This is a genomic window from Parafannyhessea umbonata (assembly GCF_900105025.1).
GTDB lineage: Bacteria > Actinomycetota > Coriobacteriia > Coriobacteriales > Atopobiaceae > Parafannyhessea > Parafannyhessea umbonata.
On the sequence record NZ_LT629759.1, the window covers coordinates 2,018,071 to 2,037,830 of the forward strand.

General features: G+C 66.0%; 14 protein-coding genes and 1 pseudogene. 3 read left to right on the top strand and 12 right to left on the bottom strand.

Annotation, left to right across the window (positions count from 1 at the left end):
- Window positions 1–175 precede the first annotated feature (175 nt).
- From BLT96_RS09090 to BLT96_RS09105, 5 genes and pseudogenes are all read right to left on the bottom strand, one after another.
- The gene (locus BLT96_RS09090; protein ID WP_090863726.1) at window positions 176–2,251 is read right to left on the bottom strand and encodes an elongation factor G; all 2,076 of its coding nucleotides are present in this window, start codon (window positions 2,249–2,251) and stop codon (window positions 176–178) included.
- 164 nt (window positions 2,252–2,415) lie between these two features.
- Entirely contained in the window at window positions 2,416–2,928 is a 513-nt protein-coding gene (locus BLT96_RS10990; RefSeq protein ID WP_419185599.1) for an aminotransferase class I/II-fold pyridoxal phosphate-dependent enzyme, read from the bottom strand.
- Window positions 2,832–3,617, bottom strand: a pseudogene (locus BLT96_RS09095) (aminotransferase class I/II-fold pyridoxal phosphate-dependent enzyme); the annotation flags it as partial. The gene BLT96_RS10990 and the pseudogene BLT96_RS09095, both read right to left, overlap by 97 nt.
- A 250-nt stretch (window positions 3,618–3,867) precedes the next feature.
- Window positions 3,868–5,343 carry a radical SAM protein gene (locus tag BLT96_RS09100; RefSeq protein ID WP_090845357.1) on the bottom strand — a complete coding sequence of 492 codons (1,476 nt, stop codon included), beginning with the start codon at window positions 5,341–5,343 and terminating at the stop codon, window positions 3,868–3,870.
- Between the two features lie 315 nt (window positions 5,344–5,658).
- Entirely contained in the window at window positions 5,659–8,484 is a 2,826-nt protein-coding gene (locus tag BLT96_RS09105; protein WP_090863730.1) for an immune inhibitor A domain-containing protein, read from the bottom strand.
- Window positions 8,485–8,774: 290 nt separating this feature from the next.
- Here BLT96_RS09105 and rlmD point away from each other — a divergent pair, with 290 nt between their 5' ends.
- The 3 genes from rlmD (at window position 8,775) to BLT96_RS09120 (ending at window position 12,832) form a co-directional block, all read left to right on the top strand.
- The gene (gene rlmD / locus BLT96_RS09110; RefSeq protein ID WP_090863732.1) at window positions 8,775–9,974 is read left to right on the top strand and encodes a 23S rRNA (uracil(1939)-C(5))-methyltransferase RlmD; all 1,200 of its coding nucleotides are present in this window, start codon (window positions 8,775–8,777) and stop codon (window positions 9,972–9,974) included.
- A gap of 125 nt (window positions 9,975–10,099) precedes the next feature.
- Window positions 10,100–11,083, top strand: coding sequence for a PrsW family intramembrane metalloprotease (locus BLT96_RS09115; RefSeq protein ID WP_090863735.1), 984 nt, complete (start codon window positions 10,100–10,102; stop codon window positions 11,081–11,083).
- Window positions 11,084–11,110: 27 nt separating this feature from the next.
- Window positions 11,111–12,832: a hypothetical protein gene (locus BLT96_RS09120; protein WP_090863737.1), complete on the top strand. Its 1,722-nt coding sequence runs from the start codon at window positions 11,111–11,113 to the stop codon at window positions 12,830–12,832.
- Window positions 12,833–12,886: 54 nt separating this feature from the next.
- On the opposite strand, the gene purN is transcribed toward BLT96_RS09120, so the two are convergent.
- The 7 genes from purN to purD form a co-directional block, all read right to left on the bottom strand.
- On the bottom strand, window positions 12,887–13,522 hold the full coding sequence (gene purN, locus BLT96_RS09125) for a phosphoribosylglycinamide formyltransferase (protein WP_090863739.1): 636 nt from the start codon (window positions 13,520–13,522) through the stop codon (window positions 12,887–12,889).
- Complete coding sequence (gene purM, locus BLT96_RS09130; protein WP_090863742.1) at window positions 13,519–14,589, bottom strand: phosphoribosylformylglycinamidine cyclo-ligase; 1,071 nt, start codon at window positions 14,587–14,589, stop codon at window positions 13,519–13,521. Before purM ends, purN begins: the two co-directional genes overlap by 4 nt.
- A gap of 159 nt (window positions 14,590–14,748) precedes the next feature.
- A complete protein-coding gene (locus BLT96_RS09135) occupies window positions 14,749–15,759 on the bottom strand; it encodes a class B sortase (RefSeq protein ID WP_157692208.1) in 1,011 nt (336 codons plus the stop codon).
- Window positions 15,760–15,908: 149 nt separating this feature from the next.
- Window positions 15,909–16,370 (bottom strand): 5-(carboxyamino)imidazole ribonucleotide mutase, encoded by a 462-nt coding sequence (gene purE / locus BLT96_RS09140; protein ID WP_090863746.1) that lies wholly within the window; start codon window positions 16,368–16,370, stop codon window positions 15,909–15,911.
- A gap of 98 nt (window positions 16,371–16,468) precedes the next feature.
- The gene (locus BLT96_RS09145) at window positions 16,469–17,467 is read right to left on the bottom strand and encodes a hypothetical protein (protein ID WP_090863748.1); all 999 of its coding nucleotides are present in this window, start codon (window positions 17,465–17,467) and stop codon (window positions 16,469–16,471) included.
- A gap of 76 nt (window positions 17,468–17,543) precedes the next feature.
- On the bottom strand, window positions 17,544–18,221 hold the full coding sequence (locus BLT96_RS09150) for an NUDIX domain-containing protein (RefSeq protein ID WP_245719347.1): 678 nt from the start codon (window positions 18,219–18,221) through the stop codon (window positions 17,544–17,546).
- 224 nt (window positions 18,222–18,445) lie between these two features.
- Window positions 18,446–19,744: a phosphoribosylamine--glycine ligase gene (purD, locus tag BLT96_RS09155; RefSeq protein ID WP_090863750.1), complete on the bottom strand. Its 1,299-nt coding sequence runs from the start codon at window positions 19,742–19,744 to the stop codon at window positions 18,446–18,448.
- Between the last annotated feature and the right edge of the window lie 16 nt (window positions 19,745–19,760).

The following is a 19,760-nucleotide window of genomic DNA, read 5'->3' on the forward strand; positions in this document are numbered from 1 at the left end:
GCCGGCACGTTAAGCCAATGGCAACCTTTTCGCACCCCGCGCGTCGGGAGTCCCGTACCCGCCGCGACGCGGCGGGCCCCCAGCGCGCACGGCGCCGGGGGCCCAGCCCTCACCTCATGTCGTCACGGCACGCGCGGGGCCTCACGCCCCACGCACGTCCGCGCCACCTCCGACGCTACTTCTGGCCGGAGGCGCGCTTCTCCTGGTACTCCTCCGCGAGCTTCTGCTGCACGTCGTGCGGCACCTGCTCGTAGCCCGAGACCTCCAGCTCGAACTCGCCCGTGCCGCGCGAGAGCGAGCGCAGGCGCGTCGCGTAGTCGGTCACCTCGGCGTACGGCACCGTCGCGTCGATTGTGGTGTAGCCGCTCTCCGCGGCGTCGGCCGCGGCGTTCATACCCTCGACGCGGCCGCGCGAGGCGCTGATGTCGCCCATCACGGAGCCCGCGTAGCTGTCGGGCACGGTCACGCTCAGGTGCGCCATGGGCTCAAGCAGCACGGGCTCGGCCTGTGCCACGGCTTTCTGGAAGCCAATGCGCGCCGCGGTCTTGAACGCCATCTCGTTGGAGTCGACGGGGTGGTACGAGCCGTCGTACACGGCCACCTTGATGTCGATCATCGGGAAGCCGGCGAGCACGCCGTCCTTCATGGTCTCCTGCACGCCCTTGTCGATGGCGGGGATGAAGTTCCTTGGCACGTGGCCGCCCACGACCTCGTCCACGAACTCGTAGCCAGCGCCGGGGTTCGGCTCCACGCGCAGCCAGCAGTCACCGTACTGGCCGGCACCGCCGGTCTGCTTCTTGTGGCGGCCCTGGGCGCTCGCAACGCGGCGGATGGTCTCTCGGTACGGAATGGCGAGCTTCACGGTGTGGGCCGTTACGCCGGCGCGCTCCTCAAGACGGTCCAGAAGGACGGAGACCTGCGCTTCTCCGATGGCGGATATGACGGTCTGCCCGGTTTCCTCGTCGCGGGACACGGAGATCGTGGGGTCGGCGTCCGCGGCCTTCTCCAAGAACGCGTAGACCTTGCCCTCGCTGCCACGCGCGTCCGGCTCGATGGCGACACGGTACAGGGAGTTCGGGAAGCGGAACTCCGCCGCCTCGACCTTGCCCGTGACGGAGAGCGTGTCGCCGGTCATGGCGTCCAGCTTCGGCACCACGCACACGTCGCCAGACGCAACGGACTTCATGTCCTGCATGTCGTGGCCGCACATCTGGTACAGGTGGCCCAGGCGCTCGCTCTTGCGGGTGCGCGCGTTGATGAGCTCGGTGCCGGGCGTGATGGTGCCCGCGAGTACCTTCACGAACGAGAGCTTGCCGTTCTGCTGGTCCTGCAGCGTCTTGAACACGAAGGCCACCGGGCGGTCGTCGTCAGGCGATATGTCGAGCTCCTCGCCGTTCACCAGTGGCACGCGACCGTAGTCCGCCATGGTCGGGAACCACTCTGCCACGTCGCTCATGAGCGATATGACGCCCTCCTCGCGCACGCAGGAGCCTGCGAACACGGGGACGATCACGCGGTTGGTGATGGCCTTGCCCAACAGCCCCTCGAGCTCCTCCTGGGTGATCTCCTCGCCGTCGAGGTACTTCATCATCAGCTCGTCGTCGGCCTCGACCGCAAGCTCCACCAGCTGCGCGTGCGCGGCCTCGGCGGTCTCCTGCAGGTCTGCCGGGACGTCCTCCACCACGGGCTTTCCGTCCACAAGGTGGCGCGCCTTCATGTGCACGACGTCGATTATGCCGCCAAACGCCTCTCCGGAGCCCATGGGCATCGTCACGGGCACAAGGCGGTTGCCATAACGGTCCTGGGCGGTCAGGAGCGCGGTGTCCCAGTCGGCATCGGGCCTGTCAAGACGGTTGATGAAGAGCGCGCGGGCGATGTTCAGGTCCTCGGCCGCAAACCACAGGCGCGTGGTGATGGTGCCGGGGCCAGACGCGGCGTCCACCACGAAGACTGCCGTCTCCGCGGCGGCGAGCGCTCCGTACGCGTCACCCACGAAGTCCGGGTAGCACGGCGCGTCGAGCACGTTGATCCTCGTGCCCTCCCACTCTACCGGGGCGATCGTAGTGGAGATGGAAAAACCGCGCTCGCTTTCCTCGCTGTCGTAGTCAAGCGTGGGCTTGGTGCCGGCGTGTCCACCCAGGCGGGACGTCTTGCCCGAAAGGTGGAGCATGGCCTCGGCCAGCATGGTCTTGCCCACGCCGCCTTGGCCCACGAGTGCGAGGTTCTTCACTTTCCCAGTGCTTGTAGCCATGGTTCCTCCTCGAGCCGCATCATGCGGAGGCCTCGCCGAAGTCGCAACGGCGAGCCACCGCGCTATAACGAGCCACGCATAAAGCGTCGTGGAATCACCATACCCATAAGCAACGGTATGCCGAGCGATTCATCGGGCAAACGCCGTCTGCCGCTCCGTGGACGCTACCAGACGTAGCCGCCGTACGATTCGAACAGCCTCCGGAACGCCGGGAGCGAGGTCTTGATGCACTCGTCGCTCACGCAGTAGCTCAGGCGGAAGTAGCTCCTGCACGCAAAGTCGCGCGAGCCCACCACATAGAGCCGCTGCTCGTTCGCCGCACGTGCCTGGAACGCGTCGTCGTCAGGCTCCAGGGCACGAACCCACAGGTAGAACGCACCGTCGGGATGCACCACGTCGTAGCCGATGTCCGTGAGGCCCCCATAGAGCAAGTCCCTCTTGCGCGCATACTCCTCCACGGGGCCGGAAGGTCCACGCACCTCTCCAACACGCGGTTGAACAGGCTGTTCATGACCGTCGCGGTCACGCGCTGCGCACCCAGGATCGCATCGTACACGCGCTCCGCGTGGCGCACGGTGCCAGGCACCCACACGTAGCCCACGCGCTCGCCCGCGAGCGAGAGCGACTTCGACCAGCTGTAGCACACGATGGTGTTCTCGTAGTACGCCGCGACCCACGGGTTCTGCTTGCCGTCGTAGACGATCTCGCGGTACGGCTCGTCGGAAAGCAGGTAGATGGTCTGCCCCAGCTCCTTCGACTTGCGGCGCAGCAGCGCGGCCAGCGCGATTATGGAGTCCTTCGTGTACACGGCGCCCGTGGGGTTGTTTGGCGTGTTGATGATGACCATGCGCGTCTTGGGGTTGATGGCCTCCTCGATCGCGTCGATGTCCAGCTGGAAGGTCTCGCTCTGCGTGGGGACCTCCACCACGTTGCAGTGCCACGCCTGCACCCACATGCGGTACTCCGCGTAGTACGGCGTGGGGATGATGACCTCCTCGCCGGCCCTGGTGGTCGCGGCGATGGTCGAGCTGATGGCACCCGCGCAGCCCGCGGTCATGGCGATCTCGCCGGCGCGGGCGTGCGCGTCAAAACGGCGGTTGAGGTTTGCGGCCACGGCCTGCCTCGTGGTGAGGTAGCCGTTGTTGGGCGGGTATCCGTGCAGGTCGACGGACTCGTAGTCCTCAAGCGCCTCGCGAATGGCCTCCGTCACCTGCGGTGCCACGGGCACGTTGGGGTTGCCGATGGAGTAGTCCCAAAAGTCGGTCACGCCTTGCTGCTTGAGCTCCATGGTCTGCTCGAACACCTCGCGGATGGCCGATTTGCCGGCCCCAAGGTCGTACATGAGGGAATCTACGCCGTCTGCCATGCTGCCTCCACTCTGATCGCACCGTACGGCACAAGATTCCCGCGCGCATGTTACCGAGGCGCTACAGAACCTGATAGGCGCATGTTAAATCGCCGCGCACCACACGTAACGCCGCACGATGCGTCCAAGACGAGAAGGACCCGGCGCCATGGCTGGCACCGGGTCCCGGGCGTTGCTCTTCTCCCCTAGGAAACCCCCAGGGGTCATGCCGCTCCTGGCGAGCGGACGTCAGGCGATAGTCGGCCGAACGCTAGTCGACGACGGCCTCGTTCTGGGCGTCCTCCTCGGCGATGACCTTGGCCTTGACCGAGATCTTCTCCTGGGACATGGCGTCCTCGTAGTGCTTCTTGCCGTCGGGGTACATGTTCAGCCACAGCTCCTCGGCCTTCGGCGCCCACGCCTCCGCGTACGGCTTCGTGCGTGCGCACACGTCCGCCGCAGACTCCGGCGTCACGTACTCGGTGCACTTCGCGTCCGCCTCGTCCACGATCTGCGTCAGCAGACCGGAGTTCTCGAGCATGGGGCACGGCTCCAGCAGGTTGTCGTTCCAGGGGTAGTGCGCGCGGTACGCCTGGAAGATGGGCTGGTGCAGGCACTCGAGCCAGTTGCCGCTCTCCTTGAAGTTCGCGTTGGAGTAGTGGATGAAGACGCACGGTTCCACGTCGCCACGGGCGTTCACGTGGCAGTACACGCGGCCGCCGGCGATGCAGCCGCCCACGAACTCGCCGTCGTTCTGGAAGTCCATCGCGAAGATGGGGTAGCCCTCGTCGCCCACGGAGCGCACCCAGCGGATGCGGTTGAACATGTACTCGCGCTGCTCCACGGTAGGCATGAGGTCCGCGTTCGCGCCCTCGCCCACGGGCATGTAGTGGAAGTACCAGGCGTAGCGGCAGCCCTTCTCGATGAGGAGCTTGAAGAACTCGTCGGAGCTCACGCGCTCGGTGTTCGCACGCGTGTAGCACGTGGAGGTGCCGTACAGCAGGCCATACTTGTGCATGCGGTCGAACGCGTCCATGACCTCCTGGAACGACCCGTCGCCACGGCGGCCGTCGTTCACGCTGGGCTCGTAGGACTCAAGCGACACGCTGAACACGATGTTGCCCAGCTTCTGGACCCTCTCGCAGAAGGCGTCGTCCACCAAAGACGCGTTCGTGAAGATGTTGAACAGGCTGGTGTTGTGCTTCTCGGCCAGCTTGAGCACGTCCTCCTTGCGCACCAGCGGCTCGCCGCCCGTGAGCATGAACAGGTGGGTGCCCAGGTCCTCGGCCTGGCTCACCAGGCTGTCCATCTCGTCGTACGTCAGGTTCAGGCGGTTGCCGTAGTCGGCGGCCCAGCAGCCCACGCAGTGCTTGTTGCACGCGCTCGTCGGGTCGAACAGGATGATCCAGGGCACGTTGCACTGGTACTTGTCCGCGTTGGCGGTGGTGTTGCGCAGGCCGCGGAACGCCGCCTCGTAGCCACCGTTCAGGATTGCCGTCTTCAGCACGTGGGGATCGGTCTCGTCGATCACGCTGAACAGGAACTTCTCCCACTTGGAGCCGGGGCGCAGGCCCTTCCTCAGGCCGCGGATGGCGCCGGGCGAGGTGTCCTTCAGGAGCTTCTCCGCCATGTCGATCAGATGGTCGATGTTCTTCTCGCGGTCTTCGCCGGAGGCGCTCGCAATAATCTTGTCGAGCACCACGCTGAAGGCCTTGCGCTCCGCAGCGTGCGCGATCTTGGACTGCATAGGCACTTCCTCTCTTTCGGGAGTCCCGGGCACTGCCCCAGTTTTCGACTCCCATTCAAAAACTTTGCCTAGCTTACTACTACCCAAATCGCCATGCAACGTACATACACGCACGATTGACAACAAATGTTGCCTCAGCCGCCACAAATCGCGCGGTCGAGAAGAACGCGGGCCCTTTCCCGCGGCACGCCCGTGGCTTCGTCCCCACCACACGCGTACGAGGAGGGCCGCCCAGGCAACCCTCCCCGCCACATACACGTGTCGTACTAGACGCTCGCCTCAGGTTGCTCGCCTCATGCGATGCGCACGTCGCGCCTACTCCCTGTGCTCGCGATGACGACGTACGAGGCCGAGCGTCACCGTCAGGGCGCCGAGCGCGCCAAGCACCGCAGGTGCTGTGGCGTTGTTGACGTCGCCCGTCTTCGGCAACACGGAGCGCAGAGCTTTCGCGGCCCTGCCCACGACGGACGTGGCCCTGCCCGCGGGTGCGGACGGCGCCTTGCCAGAGGCGCTAGTTGCCGGAGTGTCGGCACTTCTCACCGTGAGCGTGCCCAGGTCATACGACACGTCGTAGTTGGACTCCTTTGCCGTGCCATCCCACACGATGACCGCGGCGTTCTGGGAGGTGCCGACCTCCTTCTGGCCACCCGTCACGTTGAGAGTTGCCGTCTCTCCGTTCACGAGGCCGGATATCGTGCCCTTCGCCGTCAGGACCTTCTCGTTGTACGTCGTGGTGGCAGACTCGGTCTTCACCGTAAGCGGGGCCTTCTCGATTTGGTAGGACGCCGTCGCCGTGCCCTCGTAGTTGCCCGTCCCGGTCGCGGTCACGGTGACGCTGCCAGCGTTCATCAGATCGCCGTCGTACGCAAGCGTATAGTCGGTGCCCTCCTTGAGCGCTTCGCCCGTCTTCGCATCCTTCACAATCACGGGCTGGCGCTGCGCCTTGCCGTTGTAGGTGACGTCCTTCGGCTTTTCGAGCGCAAGGGTCGACGTCACCTTCACCGTCGCCGCTTTGGACGTCACCTTGTGGCCACCCTCGTCGGTCACGGTGACCCTGTACTGCGTTGTGCCCGCGTGCGAGGTGTCGGGCGTCAGCGTGGCGCCATCGGCCACCGCACGCGCCTTCGCCGCAGTTGCGGAAGCCTTTGCCGCGGGGCGGGCACCAACCCAGGTCGCGCCGGAGTCCGTGGACTTCTCCCACGTGTACGTGACGTTGCCTGTAGCGTTCGCAACCTCGACGGAAAGCGGCGTCGCCTCGTCGCCAACTTTGTACTCCGCACCCACCGGCTGCTTCGTGATGCTCATCGGGAAGCTGACCACAAACTTCATCGAGGTCGAGCCCTCGTCGGTGGAATAGACGCTGATGCCGGTGTCCGTCTTCGCTGCGGGGTCGTCGGAGCCCTTGTAGAGCGAGAGCTTGCTCGCGCCGTAGGCCGCGTGCTCCGTCGCGTTAAGGAACGGCGCGTACAGGTTTGGCGATCCCGCGGACCACTCGAAGTAGTTCTCCATGACACCGGGACGGTGCGTCTTCACGTTCACCGTGTTGGCAAGGCCGGCCTCGACGCCGGGCATGCCGGGGTACCCGCACTTCGTCGCGACGCCGTTGTCAACGTGCCACACCACGATGCCACCCGTCGGGTTCCTGATCGTGTTGTCGCCGTTCATGTACATGGGCTCCATGCCGGCATCGAACGACGCGTACTGGCGGTTCTCGATCAGGTAATACTCATCGTCGCTCACGTGGATGGCGTAGCACTTGTAGCCGACAGGGTCGGTCTCGGACGTCGCCGTATAGGTGCCGCTCTTCGTGATCTCCTCGGGAGTGATGTATCCCAGCAGGTAGCGGTCGTACGGGTCGAAGAACGTCGGGCGGTACTCGCCCGCCGTGGTCTTGCCGTACGAGCCGTAATCCATGATGGAGAGGTACATGGTGGAGTAATAGTCCCACTTGCCGCTGTCGGACGTCGTGGAGTAGAGGTCCGGCATCCCCAGGAAGTGACCCAGCTCGTGACCAAGGGCGCCAATGCCGCTCTGGTGCTCTTCTCCCGCCTGCATGGACTCGCTCTCGGACTGCACGATGTAGCGGTCCACGCCCACCGTCTTGCCGTTTGCGCAGGTCACCTCATACGGGGTGCCCGTCTCCTCCGTAAAGGAGTACTGGTGCGACCAGATGCCGTGGTGGCCTTCGGGAATGGAGCTCGTCGCGGCCTCGTAGCCTGCGAACACGACGCCCAGGCCAAGCTCGTTCGCCTCGATCTTGCCATCGCCGTTCGTGTCGTAGCGCGAGAAGTCCACGTACTGGGCCGCAGCCTTCACGGCCTCCTGCATGTCCGCGATGTAGTCCGCGTTGCCTGGCGTGAACGGGTCGGGGTTGCCGTAGTCGCGGTCCAGCGTCACGTGCACCACGCCGTCGTTTGCCCTGTCGGCCGCATTCGTGTTGCCACCGTTGCCGTACGCGCTGGACTCCTCCGCCGGGCGCCAGGTGAACTTGCCCTCGGAGGACGTGGCGTACAGAGACGACACGCTGTACTCGCCCGTAAAGAACGTCTTGCTCCAGTCATAGCCGTCGCGGTACGGCTCGTCCTTGAAGCCCACCACGATGGTAAGGAGAGGAAGCGAGGTGCTCGTCTTGGGGGCGGCGCTTCTCATCAGCTTTTTCGGGGCGGCCGTGCCCTGGGTCTTCTTCACCTGGGACACGGTGATCGGTGCGGACGCCGTCGCGTCGCTTCCGGTCTTGCCGGAGTAGGTGTGACCGCCCAGCTGGTAGTACGCCGCGCGGGCCGCGTCGCCGGAAAGCGCGTCCGCGCCGATGGCGCCGGCATCAGCGGCGGCCTGCGCGTCAGAGCCAAACGCGAGGCCTGATCCGGAGCCCACCACCTGGCGCCACGCGCCGCTGTCCGGGTCCTGCTGCACCACCACGCCGGCGGAGTTCGTGGCGTAGTGGAACCACTCGTCCCCGTGCGTCGTGATGCTCGCCGTCGACCCGTCGGGCTGCGCGACCTTCACCGGCTGGTTGTACGCGGGTATTGCGAGCGCAGGCGCTGCGGAACCCAGCGAGAGCACAAGCCCCAGCGCCGCGCCCACCGCCGCGCGCATGACGCGGCTTCGAGGCCGGGCGCCCTCCTCAGATCCTTCGGTCATCACTCCTCCTTTGCAGATTGGCCGCACCGCCGCGGCCACGACCCAGACCCTTGCGAGTCCAGAGTAGATGGCGCAATTATCCAATAGTTAGCCCGCGGGTTACCGCTTGCTACCTTAAGATGTCCCAAAACGTTTCCAAGCGGTAGTGCGCCGTTGGACGCCGACGGCACGCGCACGTCCCGCACACATCCGGGCAAAGGCCGCGGTCCTTCTCACCCGGCTCGCCGCTACAATTGCAGAGAAGAACGCGGGCGCGCGCCCGCAGGGACCACGTACGTTCGCGAGGTTACATGGGCTACAAGACCTACACCTGCCCCATCGCAAAGTCGTGCGGCGGCTGCGAGTGGCTTGCCGTTCCGTACCCCATCCAACTCCGGCGCAAGCAGGAGCTGGTGGAGGGGCTGCTGGGCAGCATGGCGCGGGAGGACGGGTGCTCCGTGGGGGCAATCCGCGGGATGGACGAGCCCGTTGCGTACCGCCACAAGGCCGCGACGCCGTTTGCGCCCGGCAAGGGCGGGCGCGTGCGCTCCGGCTTCTATAGCGCGGGCACGCACCGCATCGTGGCGTGCGGCAGCTGCCTGGTTGAGGACCCCAGGGCGCGCGGCATCCTGGAGGACGTTGCGCGCGTGGCACAGGAGCTGGGCATACGCCCGTACCAAGAAGACCGCGGGCGCGGCACGCTGCGCCACGCCGTCGTGCGCTGCGGGTACGCCACGGACGACGTGCTGCTGACCGTGGTCGCAAACGGGCAGCGCCTGCCGCGCGAGGACGAGTTCGTGCGGCGCATGGCGCGGCTGCACCCGGAGGTCACGTCCATCGTGCTCAACGTGAACCAGCGCCGGACGAACGCGATCCTGGGGCGCGAGTGCCGCACGCTCATGGGGCCCGGCACCATGGAGGACGCGCTGTTGGGCTGCACGTTCCGCATTGGCCCCACGAGCTTCTATCAGACGAACCCCCGTCAGACGGAGGTCCTGTACCAGCTGGCCGTGGACGGCGCGCGGCTGCGTGACGGTATGCGTGTGCTGGACGCGTACTGTGGCTGCGGTACCATCGGCATCTGCGCGGCGTCGCAGGCGCGCGCCGCGGGCGCAAGCATCACCGTAGTGGGCGTGGAGCAGGTGGCGGGCGCCGTGCGGATGGCGCGCGGCAACGCCAAGGCAAACGGTCTGGCAGACAGCTGCGAGTTTGTACGCGCGGACGCCACGGCCTACATGGAGGACGTCGCTCGTGGCAGGCGCGATGCCGGGTTCGACGTGGTGGTGATGGACCCGCCGCGCGCAGGCTCGACGCCGGAGTTCCTGGCGGGCGTGGCGCACCTCGCCCCCAGCCGTGTGGTCTACGTGAGCTGCAACGTGAAGACGCAGGCACGCGACCTCGCACTTCTCCGCCAGCACGGCTATGCGATGGAGTCCGCGGTGCCCGTGGACATGTTCCCGCACACAAAGCACGTGGAGAGCGTCGTCACGCTAGCGGCCACGCGCGCGTGACGATTCCATCGTTATTGCGACGATTTGGCGCGCGGGCATTGCCCGCGGCCCAACTAAGTGCCAGCCTGTCTTCGGCCCCGCCTCGGGGCCGAAGTTTGGCGATTCGTACGTAAAGAGGCACGTTCATGACATCAAGAAGCGAGGCGACGCTTAGTCGCAACCCGTTTGGCTACCACAGCCGCCACTGGTGGGTGGGGCTGGCCGCGTTTCTGTTCCTGTTCCTCGTGGGACCGTTCGCGGAGTTTGGCAACATGGACCGCGGCACCATCCACCACGCGCCGCAGCTCGCGGAGCACTACCAGACCATGCTGCTGTGCTTCTCGCTCCTGCTCATATACCTGGTGCCGTTCTTCCTGTTCGTGCGCTACACGCGCATGCGCGCGGGCGTGCCACGCTGGCTCGTGGTGCTGGCATTCGCGAGCGGCCTGTTTGTTCCCGGCTGGATCGCCGGCGAGCTCAACGCCGGCGCAGACGACCTGCTGCACCTGCTCGCGTCCAAGTCCTTTGTCAGCACGTGGGGCGACGCCATCGAGGCGCCGCTGGTGGAAGAGACCCTCAAGCTCCTCACCGTGGTGGCGGTGCTGAGGCTGGTCGGCCGTCGCGAGGGGCGCGACTGGCTCGTGGGCGGCATGTGCGTGGGCATGGGCTTCCAGCTGTCCGAGGACCTCGGCTACATTGAGGACCAGATCGCCTCCGGGCACCACGGGTTCGAGACGGCGGTGCCGTTCACGCTCGACGACCGCATCTCCGGCGCACTCGTCTCGCACTGGACGTACACGGCGCTCGTGGCCGTCGCGATCTGGCTGCTGTTCTGCCAGCGCCGCCGCGTGCGCGGGTTCCTGCTCCTGCTTGTGCCCCTGCTGAGCCACGCCGCGTGGGACACGCCTCTCAGCGACGCGGGCGCGCTGTTCGAGGCGTTTTTCTGCCTGATCGTGGCCGTCCCGTTCCTGTATGCTTGGGGCGACATCACGTTTGACGGTGGCCGGCGCCTTTCCGCAGCGCGCCCCAAACAGCGCAAGCGACGCAAGGCCCAGGGTGCGCACGTGACGCACACCGCGCCGCGCGAGAAGGACGCGAGCCCCGCGCCGCAGCCCCCACAGGGTCTGTAACCAGCGCAAAGGTCGGGAGGTTGTGCCATGCACGGTGGTGACGCGCGGAAAGACGCGCGCAAGGCAGCTGCAAGTTGCGCACGCGAAACCGCAAGTCCCTACGACCTTGGCACTCCCCTCCCGCGCGACTATCCGTACGATCCCCGCGGCCGCAGGCTTGCGGACGGCGCCCTCGCCACGGTCATCCTCCTGCGCGTCGCGGCGGCGGCGCTCGCGTTTGCCGGTCTCGCATGGTGCACAACCTGGTGGGCGGCCACCTCGCTTGGCGCCGCAATCACGGCCATCCTTTGCATCACGCTTTCTGCACTCGTCCTCGGGCGCGGCCTCGAGTATGCCGCTGGCGCGGCGTTCGGCCGCGCGTCGCTCCGCCTGGAGCCAAACGTTCGCCACGACTACGTGCTGCGCGTGTTTCGAAAGGGTCGCCGCTCCGCAGGCACCACGCCGCGGTTCCTGCTCGCTCTTGCGCGGCTAGACATCCTCAGAGGGCAGCCCCACCTAGCCGGCGACGCCCTCGCACGCGTAGACACGTCCCGCCTGAACCCCAACCGCTTAAAGCTCCTGTACCTGCTACAGACCGTCACGGCAATCCAGCTGCAAGAAGACGCCCACAACGCGGCAATCCGCTACGCGGGCATCACGGGCGAGAAAAACGCAGGCTTCCCGCCCGATAACGTGGTCCTTGGCTGGGCGCAAGACGCCGCGGACGGCCGCGCGCCTGAGGACGCAGCCATGCGCGACGTCTGCGCAAGCGCGCTGCAACCGCGCCGCCGCAGACCGCTTTTGGCAGTCTCGCTCTCCGTCATGCTGGCGCACTGTCTTCTCTTCGCAGGCGCCGCCACCGGGGTCGACGCCACGGACAGTTGGCGCCTGCGCCTGGGATATCAGACCGTAGCAGGACTCTTGACCTCGACGTTCATGGTGGCGCTCGCAATCGCGGGCGTCGTTCTTCTCGCCCGGTGGCGCATGCGCCAGGATGCACCGCAAACGCGCGGACGCAAGGTCGCACAAGTCGTGGGCTCGTGCCTTGTGGTCATGGCTGTCACTTGTCTTGCGCTTGTTGTCGCTATTGGGACGATCTTCGCGACGGATGGAACAGAGCGGATCATCGCGCGCGGCGTACGGAGCGATTCGGCCGACGGACGCCCATACGACTACGTCGCGCTCGACATGGAAAACGGCTACGGTGCAGCTCGTTCCACCACGTATTGGCGCACGCGCGATTTCATCGTGATGCAAGAGTGGTCGCCAGCGCAGGATTATGACACCAAGGCAGAACGCAAGACGACTGCAGACAGCAGCGACGCTGGCACTGGTACGACCGATAGCTCGACGTCCGCAACGAAACCTGAAGACGCCTCTTCAGATCCAATCAGCTCCAACGCGTCCGATTTGGGCACGCCCGACGCCGACAGTGCGTCCGCACTCTCAGACCAGATGCGCGCGGTTGCAAGGTATCTGCAAGAGCAGGGCGTCGTACCCGGCGCAAGCGAGCCTGCGCTCGACTACGATGCCAAGGGCCATGCATATGCAAGTCTGGGCACGCAAAGTCAAACCGTGAACGGCAAGACCGTCGAAGTCGGGTACGAGCTGAGAGACAACGGCGAGTCACAGCAGCCTTCCGGCACGGCGCAGGAGCTCGTGCCGGAACGCACGTATCCCAACGGCGAGGGCGATGAGGAGCTCGTGGGCTTCTACCTGGTGGACCACCAGACACTTGCCGTTACGGACGAAAACAGGACGTCCTGGTAGGGACGCCCTGCTCTCACGCCACTCTTTCAGTTGTCTGCCCGCAACGTCGCGCCGTTACGCGCCCACTGGCGGGTCGACCACGACCTTGTTGCCCTCCACGTGCACGCGACCCTCCGCCAGCAGCTGGATGGTGTCGGGGTACAGCTCGTGCTCGATCTCGTGGATGTGCGCCTCGAGCGTGTCCACGTCCCAGTCCTCCTGCACGGGCAGCGCGCGCTGCGCGATGATCGGACCGCAGTCGTACTTGTCGTCCGCAAAGTGCACGGTCACACCCGTGACCTTCACGCCGTAGTCAAACGCATCCTGGATGGCGTGCGCACCCTTGAAGCTGGGCAGCAGCGCCGGATGCAGGTTCACGACGCGGTTCTGGAACGTGCGCAGGATCGGCGCGTGCACCATGCGCATGTAGCCCGCCATGATCACGTAGTCGACCTTCTCGCGCACCAGCGTGGAGGCAATCACCTCGTCCGCCGTGATCGGGTCGGCGTACACCTCCTTGCTCAGGCTCATGGTCTGGATGCCCGCGGCCTCCGCGCGCTTCAGGCCATATGCGCTAGGGCGAGAAGAGATGACAATCGCGACCTCCGCGTCGAGCGTGCCTGCGGCGATCCTGTCGATTATGGCCTGCAGGTTCGTGCCGCTGCCGCTGATGAGGACGCCCAGCCGTATGGGCTTGCGCTCCTGGCTCATCGGTAGGTCACCTTGCCCTCGCCCTTCACGCACTCGCCCATCACAAACGGCGCAAAGCCCTGGGCAACCAGGTCCTCGCAAACCTCGTCCACGTCGTTCGGGTCGCAGATGATGCTCATGCCAACGCCCATGTTGAACGTCTTGTACGCCTCGTCCGGGGTGAGGCCGGCCGCCTTCACGCAGTAGTCGATAATGGGCGGCACGTCCCACGCGGGGCCGTCGGCGCCGCCACGGTCCACCACGGCGTCCACGTTGGAGGGAAGCGCGCGGTTGAGGTTCTCGGTGATGCCTCCGCCCGTGATGTGCGCCATCGCATGGATGGGGGCACCGGCCTTGAGGGCCGCCACCAGGCCGCCGGCGTAAATCGTGGTCGGGCGCATCACGGCGTCGGCCAGGCTCTCGCCGCCCAGCTCGGGAAGCGGGGTCTCAAGCTCCTCGACCGTCTTGCCCTCGATGGCGACCTTGCGCACCAGGCTGTAGCCGTTGGAGTGGATGCCAGAGCTCGGCAGGCCCAGGATCACGTCGCCCTCGTGCACCAGGTGCGGGCCGATCATCTTGGGACGGTCGACCACGCCCACCACAAAGCCGGCCAGGTCGTAGTCGTCCGGGTTCATCACACCGGGGTGCTCGGCCATCTCGCCGCCCACCAGGGCGCAGCCGGATTTCTTGCAGCCGTTCGCGATGCCCTTCACGATCTTGGCAACGTGCTCGGCACGCAGCTTGCCGATCGCAACGTAGTCCAGGAAGAACAGCGGCTCCGCGCCGATGGGCACCACGTCGTCCACGCACATGGCCACCAGGTCCTCGCCCACCGTCTCGTGACGGTCCAGCAGCTGGGCGATCGCGAGCTTGGTGCCCACGCCGTCCGTGCCGCTCACGAGCACGGGATCCTCCATGTCCTTGAAGCCCTTCATGCTGAAGCACGAGCCAAACCCGCCCAGACCGCCAATGACCTCGGGACGGTTCGTCTCCTTCACGGCCGCCTTGATGGCGTCCACCGCACGTGCGCCCTCGTCTACGTCCACGCCGGCGTCGGCGTAGGTAATGTGCTTGGGCTGAGTCTCCATGCTCTTCTCCTCCGTGTGCTGCGCAAGGCAAAGGCCCTGCGCACCGGCTGCTGCGTATGTCACAAGTCTATCAAGTTCCATCGGCGCCGCCGCGGGCGCGGCGCCTTACGCGCACATTGTTTACGCGACGTACCCGCGGGCAGGCGCGTCTTCCGTTCCCTAGGAGCCGTTCGTGGTGCCAGAGGTCGCGCCGGAGGTCGACGCGTCCTGCGCCTGGGCCCCCGTTGCCGCCGCAGCCTCGCTCTTGGGCACGCACAGCATGACGGCGCGGCCGTGGCCAAAGTCGTAGTTGCACGTCACGAGCGTGAGCACGTGGCTCGTGCCGCCTATGACCTGCTGCGCGTCCGAGCGCTTCGCCACCGCCTTCGCGAGCATCTTGCCAAGATACGCATGAAACTCGTCATTCGATGCAAAGGTGAACGTGCGCAGGTCATCGTCGTAGTCGCTCTTGATGATGTACAGCAGCAGCGGCTCCAGCTCCCATGCCTTGTTGTTGCGGTCCACGTACCAGACCGTCTTCACCTTGTCGAAGTTCTCCTGCTTCTTGAGGTCGTCCAGCGGAGCGAACATCTGCCCGTCGTTCAGGTGGTGCCCGTAGATCAGTGACTGCGCGTCCACCATTCCCGGCTTCGTGTTCTTGCAGTCCAGGAACACCTGGCCGCCCACGCTGTACTCGCCCGTTGCGGACGTGCGCAGGTACGTGTTGTTGGTCTTGCCCTGGTACACGGGAAAGCTCATGCTCGTCCCCACGACGTCCACCCAGCCCACGATGTCGTCGTTCACGGCCTCCAGCGCGGCAAAGTCTATCTTGGGCGCGCCGTTGTCCTCGCTCACCTGGACGTTCGCAACCTTCTGGAGCTTCTCGTTGCTCTGCCGGGTGTGGCTGTACTCGCTTTGCGCGTGGAAGTACAGGTATCCCGCCGTGGCGAGAAGGGCTATGCCAACCACCAGGAAGACGGTGCTCAACACGTTGCGCAGCCGGTGCTTTCGCCTTGGGCGCTGCGAGGCGCCGACGGCCTCGCGCCTGTCATGGCTGGCGCGGGCGCCTGCCGACGCATCCTGCGCGGACGTCAGCGGCTCGAAGCCCACGGCACCTCGCTCCAACGCAGGCGCCACGGCTGGCGACTGCGCCGTGTCGCCGGGCTGCCGAGATCGCGTGTGCTTTCCCATCGTCACTCCTACCAAGGTCTCGGCGGGCGTTGGGCGCCGGCCGTCTTCGCTTCCAACGCACCATTCTTGCACGTTTGGCATGCGTTCAGCCACAAACGACGCGAGGCGCCCACAAATGGACGCCTCGCGCTGCAGTGCATTTGCGTGAGCTAGGCCTCGGCCATCTGTCTCTTCAGCTCCACGATCTTCTCGCGGTACTCCGGCATGGTCGCGCCCAGGATCTGCGTCGCATAGATGGCCGCGTTCTTCGCGCCGCCGATGGCGACGCAGGCCACGGGCACGCCGGACGGCATCTGCACCATGGACAGGAGCGAGTCCATGCCACCGAGGTCGGAGGTCTTCATGGGCACGCCCACGATGGGAAGCGGGGTGTACGCCGCAACGACGCCGCCCAGGTGCGCAGCCTTGCCTGCCGCCGCGATGATCACCTTGATGCCGCGGTTCGCCGCGCTCGAGGCCCACTCGTGCACCTTCGCGGGCGCGCGATGCGCGGACGCGATGACAAGCTCGTAGGGAACGCCCAGCTCCTCCAGCTCCTTCGTGCATGCCTCCATTGCCGGCATGTCGGACTTCGAACCCATGATGATGCCGACGACAGGCTGCTCTGCCATGCTTGACCTCCAAGGTCTCGTGTTCGTCTCTTTGGAAAGCGCCCTTCCAGCCAACGCCTGCGCCGATGGCCGCTACAGACAGTATAGGTTCAGCGGCGTCAGTTTCCACCGCCCGCGCCAGTCGCAGCGCCGGCGGTGTTCTTCTCGCCCGTGGCGATTGTGGCGCTCGCAGTGGCGTTGTTGTCCGTGGTAGAGGTGACGTCCGTGCCGGACTCGCCATCGGTGGACTTTTCGTTGGTGCCAGAGGTCAGCACGCCCAGTATGCCGCCGGCCCCGCCGTCCGTGCCGCTTGTGGACTTGTCGTCCGCGCTCGGGCCAAACACCTGGTCCAGCACCCCGTTCGTGATGGACTTGCGCAGCTGTTTTTCCGTCGCGGAGTCAACGCCCGTGATGGAGCAGTTGAAGCGCACGCCCTGCGCGGTCGACGTCTTGGTCCAGATGAACGTCATGAGGGTCTTCAGCTCGCCCGTGGGCTTGAGGTAGCCAAAGAACCTGGACGTCTGAATCTTGCCCGCCTTGTTCACGTGAACGTTCACGTTGTAGATGACAGTGTTGATGTCAGGGTTCATGAGGGCGTTCGTCGCAAGGGCGGCCGCCTGGATCTGCGAGGTCGAGAACACGCCCAGCACGTCGGAGGAGCTCGTGTCCGTCACGGTCACCTCGATGCGGTGGGTGTTCTCGTCCGCCTCCTGCACCGAGAAGTCCTCCGGGAACTGCGTGTAGCCGTTTCCCCACTCCACGCCGTTGCTCATGGCTGCGACGACGCTCGAGATGCTGGCTTCGTTGCCAAGGCTGCGCGTGCTGACGCGTCGCACCACGCCGCAGGACACCTGCAGTGTTACGACGGCCAGGAAGAACACCACGAGGAAGATGGTCGTGGTGCGGGTCATGACCTCGCCCACGTTGGAGCCCGAGGGGTCCTTGTCGGAAAGCGGGTCCACGTCGACGCCGTGGCGCCCCTGGCTGCGCATCTTGCGCTGGCGCGCCGCGGTCTCCTCGTTGGTGTGGCCCGTCTCGTCCACGGTCGAGAAGAGCTTCTCTGCGTCTGCGGCGTCAAGGGTGCCCCGCCCGCGAGCCTTTCCCCCCAACTTTGCCATGAAGCCTCTTCCTGCCGCGGGCCACGCCCGTCCCGTCAATCAATCCGGCCAACAATCAATCCCGTCAAGTATATTGCTACCGCGCGTCCGCGCCCTGCGGGGAGAGCCGGTGCGCAACCGCATCACATATGAGCGCGCCGACCACGGTCTTCGCATCCTCGATCCTGCCGTCGAGCACGGCGTCCACCAGCTCTGGCAGGTCCACGAGGTCGACGTTTATGAACTCGTCCGCATCCGGGCTCGACTCCGCCAGCGTAAGGCCCGTCGCCATGTAGATGTGGATGAGCTCGTCTGCGAACCCCGCCGCCGTGGCAATAGTGGTGAGAAACGCCATCTTCTGGGCGCGCATACCCGTCTCCTCCGCAAGCTCGCGCTCCGCGCAGTCCAGAGGGTCCTCGCCGGGATTGAGCTTGCCGGCGGGAATCTCCACCGTGACGCGGCCGAGGGCGGAGCGGTACTGCCGCACGAGGCAGATGCGGCCGTCGTCCGTGAGTGCGACGATCGCGACGGCGCCGGGGTGGCGCACGACGTCGCGATCCGCCTCCGCACCGTCCGGCAGCCTCACGCGCAGGCGGTCGATGTTGAACACGCGCCCCTTGAACACCACGTCCTCGGTAAGCACGTGCTCGCTCAGGTTCACGTCACGCGGGTCGTCGTCGCCCAGAACTAGGTGCCTGCGCTCAGGCGCCCCGGAGTGATGGTCGTGCCTGCTCCTGTCGCCGTCGTACGTGAAGGCGTCCACCCCATCGACCATGCTCGATACCGCGTGTTCAAGGGCGTCCTCCGTCCCGTCGTCGAGCTGCACCTCGTGCTGCTCGGCAAGAAGCGAGAGGTCGTCCTCGTCTAGCGTGACGTCCTCCTGGCCCATGGCCTTGTTCTTCTCGTCTTTGGACATACGCTGCCTCCCGGATAAAAAGTCGCGGCACCACGCGGCGCCGCGACTGTTGGCCTACATGCTCATGGTACCCAGGTGGGACGCTACAGGTTCGCGCGGCCCTTGATCGCCTTGATGCCGATGTCGTGGCGGTACGTCTTGCCTTCGAAGAAAATCTTGTCGCACGCCTCGTACGCCTTGTTGCGGGCGTCCTCGAACGTGGGGGCGACGGCCGTGACGTCGAGCACGCGGCCGCCGTTGGTGTAGACGGCGCCGTCCTCGCCGAGCTTGGTGCCCGCGTGGTAGACGGTAACGCCGTCCATCGCGTTTGCGTCATCGATGCCGGTTATGAGCTTGCCCTTCTCGTAGGATCCGGGGTAGCCGGCGCTCGTGAGCACGACGGATACGGCCCAGTCGTCGTCCCACGAGACCATGTCGGGGCTGAGGGTGCCATCGTCGCACGCGAGGAAGCACTCGACGAGGTCGCCCTTCATGCGCGGCAGCACGACCTGGGTCTCGGGGTCGCCGAAGCGGGCGTTGAACTCGAGTACCTTAGGGCCATCCTTCGTGAGCATGAAGCCTCCGTACAGGCAGCCGCTGTAGGGGTTGTCCTCTTGGGCCAGCTCCGCCACGACCTTCTCCTCTATCTGGACCATCTGCTCAAGCTCGCCGGGCAGCAGGATGGGCACCGGAGAGTACACGCCCATGCCGCCCGTGTTAAGGCCGCGGTCGCCGTCGAGGGCGCGCTTGTGGTCCTGGGAGGTCGCGAGCGGCACGACGGTCTTGCCGTCAGTGAGTGCCAGAAGCGAGCACTCCGGACCCTCGAGCATCTCCTCGACCACGACGAGCGACCCCGCATCGCCAAACGCGGTGAAGCACTCGTGGACGCCGTCGAGGGCCTCCTGTGTGGTCTGCGCAACGATGACGCCCTTGCCGGCAGCGAGGCCGTCGGCCTTGATGACAATGGGGCCACCGACCTTGCGCACGTACTCCGCGCAAGCGGCCTCGTCCGTGAACGACTCGTACCTGGCCGTGGGGACGCCGGCTCGCTCCATAACGTCCTTGGCGAACTTCTTCGAGCCCTCCATCTGCGCGGCCTGGCCGCTGGGGCCAAAGACGGGAATGCCCTCCGCGCGCACGGCATCGGCCACGCCTGCGACGAGCGGCGCCTCTGGACCTATCACCACGAGGCCGATGCCATTCTCGCGGGCGAAGCGTGCGACCGCCGCCGGGTCGTCCTGGTCCACGTCCGCCTTCTGGGCGAGCTGGTACATGCCGCCGTTGCCCGGCGCCACGAACAGCCTCCCGGCGCGCGGGGACTGGGCGAGCTTGACCAACATGGCGTGCTCGCGCCCGCCGGAACCTAGGAGCAGGATGTCTACCTTGTGGTCTTGTGAAGCCATGGTGCCCTCCTTGGGC

Coding starts and splice junctions, on each gene's coding strand:
- BLT96_RS09090 (WP_090863726.1), bottom strand. CDS start 2,251: ATGGCTACAAGCACTGGGAAAGTGAAGAACCTCGCACTCGTGGGCCAA.
- BLT96_RS09100 (WP_090845357.1), bottom strand. CDS start 5,343: ATGCAGTCCAAGATCGCGCACGCTGCGGAGCGCAAGGCCTTCAGCGTG.
- BLT96_RS09105 (WP_090863730.1), bottom strand. CDS start 8,484: ATGACCGAAGGATCTGAGGAGGGCGCCCGGCCTCGAAGCCGCGTCATG.
- rlmD (WP_090863732.1), top strand. CDS start 8,775: ATGGGCTACAAGACCTACACCTGCCCCATCGCAAAGTCGTGCGGCGGC.
- BLT96_RS09115 (WP_090863735.1), top strand. CDS start 10,100: ATGACATCAAGAAGCGAGGCGACGCTTAGTCGCAACCCGTTTGGCTAC.
- BLT96_RS09120 (WP_090863737.1), top strand. CDS start 11,111: ATGCACGGTGGTGACGCGCGGAAAGACGCGCGCAAGGCAGCTGCAAGT.
- purN (WP_090863739.1), bottom strand. CDS start 13,522: ATGAGCCAGGAGCGCAAGCCCATACGGCTGGGCGTCCTCATCAGCGGC.
- purM (WP_090863742.1), bottom strand. CDS start 14,589: ATGGAGACTCAGCCCAAGCACATTACCTACGCCGACGCCGGCGTGGAC.
- BLT96_RS09135 (WP_157692208.1), bottom strand. CDS start 15,759: ATGGGAAAGCACACGCGATCTCGGCAGCCCGGCGACACGGCGCAGTCG.
- purE (WP_090863746.1), bottom strand. CDS start 16,370: ATGGCAGAGCAGCCTGTCGTCGGCATCATCATGGGTTCGAAGTCCGAC.
- BLT96_RS09145 (WP_090863748.1), bottom strand. CDS start 17,467: ATGGCAAAGTTGGGGGGAAAGGCTCGCGGGCGGGGCACCCTTGACGCC.
- BLT96_RS09150 (WP_245719347.1), bottom strand. CDS start 18,221: ATGGTCGATGGGGTGGACGCCTTCACGTACGACGGCGACAGGAGCAGG.
- purD (WP_090863750.1), bottom strand. CDS start 19,744: ATGGCTTCACAAGACCACAAGGTAGACATCCTGCTCCTAGGTTCCGGC.